We start from the raw sequence: 8,660 nt of genomic DNA, 5'->3' as shown, positions 1-8,660 counted from the left end.
CCCACCATCGTGCCTCACGCGGTGAGCGCCGGCCCCGTATGCACCTCTGCGATCTGCGTCCCCATCCGCGATTCTTGGTCATGTTCGTCGGCGGTCCGGCGCTCGTCAGGCGACGTGGCGAAACGCCGCGACGAGGCTCGTCGCGGCGCGGTCGATGTCGGCGGACGTCGTGGCGCGCCCGAGCGTCAGGCGAATCGCGCCGAGCGAGACGCCGTCGTCGCACCCCATGGCGACCAGTGTCGTTGCGGGGGAGTCGATTCCAGCGTGACACGCGCTGCCGGTGGATGCTTCGACGTCAGGCGCTGCCTCGAGCACCTCGCGCCCGAGGCGCCCCGGCTGGGAGATCATCAGCGTGTTCGGCAGACAGTTCTGCGCGGGGCTGAGGCGAACGAGGCCGGGCACGGCCGTCGAGAGGCGGCGCCACAGCTCGTCACGCAGGCTCATCATGCGCGCGGCATCGTCGGCGAGGCGCGAGAGTGCGAGCTGCGCGGCCCGCCCGAGGCCGACGATGCTGGCGACGTTCTCCGTCCCCGGACGCAGCCCGCGCTCCTGGCCCGCGCCGACGACGAGGGGCTCGATCCGCGTGCCACGCCTGACGTACAGCGCGCCGACGGCCTTGGGGGCGTACAGCTTGTGGCCGGCAAGGCTGAGCAGATCGACGCCGAGGTCGTCGGCGTCGACGCCGATCTTCCCGACAGCCTGCGCCGCGTCGGTGTGGACGAGACCGCCCGCCGCGTGCACGCTCGCGGCGAACTCACGGACGGGTTGAATCGCCCCGGTCTCGTTCTGCGCGAGGATGATCGAGCCAAAGGCCACATGGTCGCGCGGCAGGGGTGCGAGGTCGACGTGGCCGGCTCGCGTCACCGGCAGCGTCACGACGTCCCAGCCCTCGCCCGCGAGAAGCGTCATGGGCGCCGACGTCGCCGGGTGCTCCACCGCCGACGTCACGACGGTCGAACTCACGTCGGCCGCGGGCGACGCGCCAGCGCGGCGAAGCGCCGCCGTCACGCCGCGGATGGCGAGGTTGTTCGCCTCCGTGCCGCCGGAGGTGAACGTCACCTCGTCCGCCGACGCACCGATGAGCGCAGCGACGTGCTCGCGCGCATCGTCGACGGCACGGCGGGCCAGGCGCCCTGCCGCCGTCGCGCTCGACGGGTTGCCGCAGTGCTCGGTGAGATACGGCCACATCGCTTCGGCGACCTCCGGCGCGACGGGCGTCGTGCCGTTGTGATCGAGGTAGACGGGGCGGGCGTCGTCAGGCCGAGAACTCATGCTGACGATCCTGCCGCGACGCAGGGGCGCATCCAACTCGGCGGTGCTGGTGCGGCCGTCAGGGGGCCTGACACGAGCCGAAAGTGGACGGAAATCGCCGATGTGACGGTGAATCGCGAAGGGGACGGGATTCGCAGATGGGGATGAGAATCGCGAATGTGGACGAAAATCGCAGAGGGGGCAGGCGGGTCGCACGGTCGCCGCGCGGGGGCGTGGTGGTCGGATCGGGCCTCGAGTGCCGTCGCATCTGCCATCCTCGACGTCATGCGCATCGCCGTCATGCAGGACAAGGCCGTCGTCGGTGACGTCGACGCCAACCTCGCCATCATCGACGCTCGCGCTGGTGAAGCTGCCGCGCGCCGTGCTGACGTCCTCGTCACCCCCGAACTCTTCCTCGCCGGCTACGCCCCGAAGCGGTTGCACGCCGTCGACCCCACCCAGCAGACCGACATCGCGAGCGCCCTCGCCGCCACCGCGGCGCGTCACGGTATCGCCGTCCTCGCGAGCCATCCCGAGATCGCGACGGCCGACACTCCCGCCGCCCGCGGTGGCGGCGCGCCCGGCGAGACTGCTCGACATAGAGAGCCCACGCTGCTTGACGCCCAGGCTGCTCAACGCGTCGCCAGCACCCTGCGCGACGTCGAGGCTGCGCGACACATCGCCGCCACGCTGTTCGACACCGACGGCCGCCCGATCCTGCATTACCGCAAGGTCAATCTGTTCGACGACGACGAAGCCGCCGCCTTCAGCTCCGGAACAGACGCCCCCACCACCGTCGAACTCGCCGGGATGCGGGTGAGCGTCATCATCTGCTTCGACGTCGAATACCCCGAGATGACGCGCGCCGCGGTGCTCGCGGGCGCCGACGTCATCCTCGTCCCGACCGCGCTCACCGCCGGATTCGACGACGTCCCCCAGGTGCTCGTGCGGGCTCGTGCCCTCGAGAACGGCGTCGGCCTCGCCTATGCGAACCACGTCGGCGTCGAGGACGGGCTCACGTTCGGCGGCGGCAGCGTCATCGTCGGGCCTGACGGCGGCCTCCTCGCCCAGGGCGGCGACGGCGCCGAACTCCTCGTCGCCGACATCACCCGCGACGATGTCGCCGCAGCCCGTGACGCCGTCCCCTACCTGGCCAAGCTGCGCCGCGACACCTACGCGTCCTGGCGCTGACGTCAGCCACAGCCCCTCGGCGTGCCCGCGCCGGCGAGCAAGAACGAGCGGCATGACTGACCACGAGCGGCAGACCACTCGCATCCAGCCAGAACGCTCGTCTTCACCTCTCGCCACGTCGAAGCACATGCGTTTCCCAACACGAAACAACTCGGCGATGTGTGACATCGTGGTCTGGCCCACAGACCCCTTCGAGAGGTGCCCCGTGTCCTCATCGCTCGACGAGCAGGCGCGTTCGAGACTCCCGTTCGGCGCCCAGCTCCTGCGGCGCAAGCCGATCGGGCTGACGCTCGCGCAGGCCGAGGCGACCTCCGCCGGGCGCAGCCTGCACCGCAGTTTCGGTGTCCTGCAGCTGACGATGATCTCGGTCGGGGCGACGCTCGGCACCGGCATCCTCGTCGTCCTCGGTGAGACGGTGCCCGAGGCTGGCCCGGCGATCTGGATCTCGTTCGTCATCGCCGGCGTCGCCGCGCTGCTGTCGGCGTTCTCCTACGCCGAGATGGCGGGCCTCGTGCCCGTCGCCGGGTCGAGCTACAGCTACACCTACGCGACGATGGGTGAGGGCCTCGCGTGGGTGTGCGGGTGGTGTCTCGTCCTCGAGTACGCGGTGAGCGTCGCAGCCGTCGCCGTCGGGGCGGGGCAGTACGTCAACGAGACACTCGACTCGTTCGGCCTGGGCCTGCCCGAGGCCGTCGCGAACCCACCCGGGGCGGGCGGCGTCGTCAACGTCCCCGCAGCCCTCGTCGTCCTGCTCGCGACGGCCCTGCTCGCACGCGGCGCGCGGGAGAGTGCGCGCGTCAACACGATCATCGTCGTGCTGAAGATCGCCATCCTCGTCTTCTTCTGCGCGGTCGCGTTCACCGCGTTCAAGGCGGGCAACTTCGCACCGCTGGCCCCGATGGGTGCCGCGGGCGTCTCCGCCGCCGCGAGCACCGTGTTCTTCTCGTACATCGGTTTCGACGCCGCATCCACGGCCGGTGAGGAGGCGCGCGATCCGAAGCGGGATCTGCCGCGCTCGATCCTGCTGTCCATGATCATCGTGACGGTGCTGTACGTCGCGGTCGCCGTCGCCGCCATCGGAGCCCGCGAGTGGCACTGGTTCGACGGGCGCGAGGCGCCGCTCGTGCAGATCATGCGTGAGATCACGGGGGCCTCGTGGGTCGCGTTCATCTTCGCGGTGACGTCGGTGCTCGCCATCTTCAGCGTCGTACTGACGGTGCTGTTCGGCCAGATCCGCATCCTGTTGTCGATGTCGCGCGACGGCCTCGTGCCGCGCGTCTTCGGCGTCATCTCCCCGCAGACGGCCACGCCGGTGCGCAGCACCCTGATCGTCGGCGGCGTCGTCGCGGTGACGGCGGGCCTCATCCCGCTCGGTGAGTTGGCCGACGCGACGAGCATCGGCACGCTGTTCGCGTTCGCCCTCGTCAACGTCGCCGTCATCTATCTGCGCGTGCGCAACCCGAAGCTGCCGCGCGCATTCACGGTGCCGCTGTACCCGCTGCTGCCGGCCGCCGGCGCGCTCATCTGTCTCTACCTCATGGCCAACCTCAGTTCCTCGACGTGGATCGTGTTCGGCGTGTGGATGGCCGTCGGCGTCGCCGTCTACCTCGGCTACGGCCGCCGTCACTCCCGCCTCGCCACGCTCGACCAGGCGACCTATGAGCGTCACCTCGAGGACGACCTCGACCCCGACCATCCACTCCGAGAAGGAGACACCCCGCGATGACCGCTGTCACCGAGTTCCCGCACGATCGCGACGAGCACGCGGGCGATGCGCCCGTCACGATGCTCAACCCCGACTTCCCGTTCAGCTACGACGAATACCTCGCCCACCCCGAGGGTCTCGGCAGCGTGCCGGAGGAGATGTACGGCACCGAGGTCGCCGTCGTCGGCGCCGGCCTGTCAGGCCTCATCACCGCGTACGAGCTGATGAAGCTGGGCCTCAAGCCCGTCGTCCACGAGGCCGACCGCATCGGTGGCCGGTTGCGCACCGACAGTTTCAGCGCCGCCCCGGACGTCGTCGCCGACCTCGGTGGCATGCGTTTTCCCGTCTCCGGCCGCGCGCTCTACCACTACATCGACGCGATGGGCCTCGAGACGGAGGCGTTCCCGAACCCGCTGTCGGACGTCACGCCGAGCACCGTCATCGAGCTCGGCGGCGAGGCGCACTACGCGCGCACGCCCGACGAACTGCCGCAGTTCTTCCGCGACGTCGCGGACGCGTGGAAGGCCGCCGTCGACGACGGCGCGCGCTTCACCGAGATGCAGGGCGCCATCCGCGCTCGTGACACGAAGCGCATCAAGCAGATCTGGAACGAGCTCGTGCCGACGATGGACGAGCAGACGTTCTACGGCTTCATCGCCGCCTCCGAATCGTTCAAGAAGGCCGGTTTCGCGGCGCGTGAGGCGTTCGGGCAGGTCGGTTTCGGCACGGGTGGCTGGGACACGGACTTCCCGAACTCCATCCTCGAGATCCTGCGCGTCGTCTACACCGACGCCGACGATCAGCACCGCCGCATCCTCGGCGGAGCGCAGAAGTTGCCCGAGGCGTTGTGGTCGCACGCGCCCGAGAAGCTCGCCCACTGGCCGGCCGGCACCACCCTGGCGAGCCTGCACGACGGGGCGCCGCGCGGCGCCGTCGCCGCCATCCGGCGTCATGAGAGCGGCGACCTCGAGGTCACCGAGCGATGGGGGCGCAAGGCGACGTACCCGGCGCTCGTCACGACGTGCCAGTCGTGGTTGCTGTCGACGCGCATCACGACCGAGGAGGCGCTGTTCAGCCCGCAGATGTGGATGGCGATCGAGCGCAGCCACTACATGAGCAGTTCGAAGACGTTCGTCATGGTCGATCGCCCGTTCTGGAAGGACGTCGACCCTGCCACGGGCCGTGACGTCATGTCGATGACCCTCACCGACCGCCTCAACCGCGCCACCTACCTGCTCGACGACGGCCCGGACCGGCCCGCCGTCATCCTGCTGTCGTACACGTGGAACGACGACGCGCTCAAGTGGCTCGCGCTCGATGCCGACGAGCGCGTCGAGCTCATGCTGCACTCGCTCGCCCAGATCTACCCGGACGTCGACATCGCGAGCCACATCATCGGCCAGCCGATCACCGTCTCGTGGGAATCCGACCCCAACTTCATGGGCGCGTTCAAGGCCAACCTGCCGGGGCACTACCGGTATCAGCAGCGGCTGTTCACCCACTTCACCCAGGACGAGCTGCCGGAGCACCAGCGCGGTATCTTCCTCGCCGGCGACGACATCTCGTGGACGGCCGGTTGGGCCGAGGGCGCCGTCCAGACCGGCCTCAACGCGGTGTGGGGTGTGGTCCGTCACCTCGGCGGAAGTTCGTCTCCGGAAAACCCCGGGCCAGGGGAGCTGCTCGGCGAGTACGGCCCCATCGCCCTGGACTGACGGCGAAAATGGACTCTGACGGCTTTTCTGGGGAGAGCGGTGAGATCCGGCGTAGGGTTTACCGCAATACAACCAAGGGGGAGTCGGCGTGAAGTCACTACCAGTGCAAGGGGTGCGTGAGAACGTCGCCATCGGCGCCCGGCTGCGCAACGCCCGGCTGGCGCGCCGCTACACCCTCGAGCAGGCCGCGCAGCTCGCCGGCATGACGAAGGGGTTTCTCAGCCGCGTCGAACGCGACCTCACGTCGCCGTCCGTCGCCTCTCTCGTGACGCTGTGCCAGGTGCTGCAGATCGAGGTCGGCTCGCTCTTCGAGGCACCCCGCACGTCGCTCATCAAGCTCGCCGACGCGCCGGTCGTCGACATGGGCGGCACGGGCATCGACGAACGCCTCGTCACGGGTCGTCAGGAACGTTCCGTGCAGATGCTGCGCGCCGTCATCCAACCCGGCGGGGCCGGTGAGGCCGAGCCATACGCCATCGACTGCGAGCTCGAGATCTGGCACGTCGTCTCCGGCGCGCTCGACGTGACGCTGCACGACGCCACGCACCGACTCGGCGCCGGCGACACCCTCACCTTCCCCGGCCGCGAACCACACACCTGGCGCAACGCCGCCGACGGCGAGAGCGTCGTCATCTTCACCCTCATCCCCGTCGCGCGTTGACGGGGCTCAGGCCACCTGCACGTGGTTGTCACCCTCGACGTACTCGATGACGAGGGTGCCACCGACGGCTTCGAGGTAGCTGCGCATGCTGCGCGCGCTTGATCTCAAGAGTGATCGCTCGCAAGGTTCACACCCGGGTTGAGGGTCCCATTCGGGTCGAAGACGCGCCGCAGTTCGCGCTGGATGCGCGTGTTCGTCTCGCCGAGCTCGACGGGCAGCATGCTCGCCTTGAGGCGCCCGACGCCGTGCTCACCAGTGATGGTGCCGCCGAGATCGAGGCCGAGCTGCATGATCTCCTCGAACGCGGCGTAAGCGCGACGCTTCTCGTCCACGGCCTCGGGAGTGTCGCCGGGGGAGTAGAGCACGGCGGGGTGCATGTTGCCGTCGCCGAGGTGGCCGGCCGTCGCGACGCGTACGCGGTGCTTCTTGCCGAGCGCCCGCACGCCGTCGACGAGTTCGCCGGTGCGTCGCAGAGGCACGCAGACGTCGTCGACGAGGTCGCGGCCCATCGCCTCGAACGCGTTGCCGACGAGGCGCCGCGCAGCGGTGAACTGCAGTGACTCCGCGACGGATTCGGCGACGAACACCTCCGCGCCGGCCTCCTCGGCGAGGCGCGAGAACGCCGCGAACTCGACGTCCTGACGTGTGGCGTCGTCACACCCGACGATGAGCATGCCGTCGACGGACTCGTCGAAGCCGAGATCGGCCATGCGCTGCACCGCGGCGAGCGTCGGGCCGTCCATGAACTCCAGCATCGACGGGCGCCCGCCGGCCTCGAGGTAGGTTGCCGCCACCTCGCACGCACGCGACGCCGAGTCGAACAGTGCGACGGCGACCAGTTCGTCGTCAGGCGCCGGGACGAGAGCGAGCGTCACCTCCGTGACGACACCGAGCGTGCCCTCCGACCCGACGATGAGGCCCGTGAGGTCGTACCCCGCGACGCCCTTCGCCGTCGGAGTGCCGGTGCGCATGACGCTGCCGTCGGCGAGCGCGACCTCGAGCGCACGCACGAACTTCTTCGTCACCCCGTACTTGACGCAGCACAGGCCCCCGGCGTTCGTCGCGACGTTGCCGCCGATCGAGGAGATGCGCCACGAGCCCGGGTCCGGGGGATAGAACAGGCCCTGCTCACGCACAGCGTCCGACAGATCGCCGTTCAGCACACCCGGTTCGACGACGGCGATGCGCTCGGCAGGGTTGATGGTCTTGATCGCGTTCATACGGGAGACATCGAGCACGACGCACCCGTCGATCGCGTTCGCGCCACCCGACAGCCCGGTGCCCGCACCCCGCGTGATGACGGGCACGCCACGCTCGTTCGCCCACCGCAGCGTCGCGACGACGTCGTCACGGCACGTCGCGCGCACGAGGGCGATCGCCGCACCCACCTCTTCGACGGGGGATCGGTCACGGCTCGCGGCGTCGACGACGTCGGGGTCGGTGACGAGCGTGCCGCTCAGCTGCGCGGCGAGGACGTCGAGGTCGTCCGCGTTCGGGACGGCTGGTGCCGTGGCCGCGGAAGCCTCGTCGGGGGTGGGCTGCTCGCGCTGATCGGGGGTGCTCATGCGGTCTCCTCGTGAGGTGGGCGGTCTTCGGGGCGCGATGGGGCGCGTCGTGACTCAGCAGGGACGCCGATGCCGCCGTCCGCTCCAGCGTGCGAGCGGACGGCGGCATCGTCAAGCCGAGGCGGGCAAGTGCCTCAGCGTGCGGTCGGCGTGGCGTCGAGTTCGACGTCGGCGGGGCGGTGGACGCGGGCGTCCCACTCGGCGCGCACCGCGTCGTCCGTCTTCGGCGTCGCGAGGGAAGCGACGACGAACGTGACGAGCGAGGCGATGAGGCCGTAGTAGATCGGCTCATTGGCGAGGATGCCGCTCAGGGTGTCGCCGAGCTTGTTCGCCTGGTAGACCATCCCGGCCACGGTGACGAGCGTGCCGACGAGCATCGAGATCGCGGCGCCCGTGCCGTTGGCGCGTTTCCACACGAAACCGCCGAGGATGGCGACGAGCAGGCCGCCGACGAGGATGTCGTACGCCACCGTCAGCGACGCGACGACGAGGTCGCCGCCGTTGTCGAGGCGCGCCATGAGGATCGAGATGAGCACCGTCAGCACGCCGAGGCCGAGGACGAACGCGCGGTTCTC

6 protein-coding genes and 1 pseudogene are annotated in these 8,660 nt (G+C 69.8%); 4 read left to right on the top strand and 3 right to left on the bottom strand.

Going from position 1 to position 8,660, the window contains the following annotated elements; all coding sequences use genetic code 11:
* Positions 1–105: 105 nt before the first annotated feature.
* A complete protein-coding gene (locus B2284_RS11285) occupies positions 106–1,272 on the bottom strand; it encodes a cysteine desulfurase family protein (protein ID WP_038569621.1) in 1,167 nt (388 codons plus the stop codon).
* 264 nt (positions 1,273–1,536) lie between these two features.
* Here B2284_RS11285 and B2284_RS11280 point away from each other — a divergent pair, with 264 nt between their 5' ends.
* The 4 genes from B2284_RS11280 (at position 1,537) to B2284_RS11265 (ending at position 6,520) form a co-directional block, all read left to right on the top strand.
* Positions 1,537–2,442, top strand: a complete 906-nt coding sequence (locus tag B2284_RS11280) for a nitrilase-related carbon-nitrogen hydrolase (RefSeq protein ID WP_286697533.1) — start codon at positions 1,537–1,539, stop codon at positions 2,440–2,442.
* 205 nt (positions 2,443–2,647) lie between these two features.
* The gene (locus tag B2284_RS11275) at positions 2,648–4,168 is read left to right on the top strand and encodes an APC family permease (RefSeq protein ID WP_136788959.1); all 1,521 of its coding nucleotides are present in this window, start codon (positions 2,648–2,650) and stop codon (positions 4,166–4,168) included.
* Entirely contained in the window at positions 4,165–5,859 is a 1,695-nt protein-coding gene (locus tag B2284_RS11270) for a flavin monoamine oxidase family protein (RefSeq protein ID WP_074046335.1), read from the top strand. Before B2284_RS11275 ends, B2284_RS11270 begins: the two co-directional genes overlap by 4 nt.
* 88 nt (positions 5,860–5,947) lie before the next feature.
* Positions 5,948–6,520 (top strand): helix-turn-helix domain-containing protein, encoded by a 573-nt coding sequence (locus B2284_RS11265; protein ID WP_074040908.1) that lies wholly within the window; start codon positions 5,948–5,950, stop codon positions 6,518–6,520.
* A 104-nt stretch (positions 6,521–6,624) separates the two neighbouring features.
* Here the strand turns inward: B2284_RS11265 and B2284_RS11260 are convergent, their stop codons facing one another.
* Both B2284_RS11260 and B2284_RS11255 read right to left on the bottom strand, forming a co-directional pair.
* Positions 6,625–8,085, bottom strand: a complete 1,461-nt coding sequence (locus B2284_RS11260; protein ID WP_083607353.1) for an FAD-binding oxidoreductase — start codon at positions 8,083–8,085, stop codon at positions 6,625–6,627.
* A gap of 134 nt (positions 8,086–8,219) precedes the next feature.
* Positions 8,220–8,660 (bottom strand): annotated as a pseudogene (locus tag B2284_RS11255) (sodium:solute symporter); the annotation flags it as partial.

Source organism: Dermacoccus sp. UBA1591 (assembly GCF_002322065.1).
GTDB lineage: Bacteria > Actinomycetota > Actinomycetes > Actinomycetales > Dermatophilaceae > Dermacoccus > Dermacoccus nishinomiyaensis.
This window is presented reverse-complemented; position numbering and strand designations above follow the sequence as displayed.

Bases quoted from the DNA above. Each gene is read 5' to 3' on its own strand.
- B2284_RS11285 (WP_038569621.1), bottom strand. From the start codon at position 1,272: ATGAGTTCTCGGCCTGACGACGCCCGCCCCGTCTACCTCGATCACAAC.
- B2284_RS11280 (WP_286697533.1), top strand. From the start codon at position 1,537: ATGCGCATCGCCGTCATGCAGGACAAGGCCGTCGTCGGTGACGTCGAC.
- B2284_RS11270 (WP_074046335.1), top strand. From the start codon at position 4,165: ATGACCGCTGTCACCGAGTTCCCGCACGATCGCGACGAGCACGCGGGC.
- B2284_RS11260 (WP_083607353.1), bottom strand. From the start codon at position 8,085: ATGAGCACCCCCGATCAGCGCGAGCAGCCCACCCCCGACGAGGCTTCC.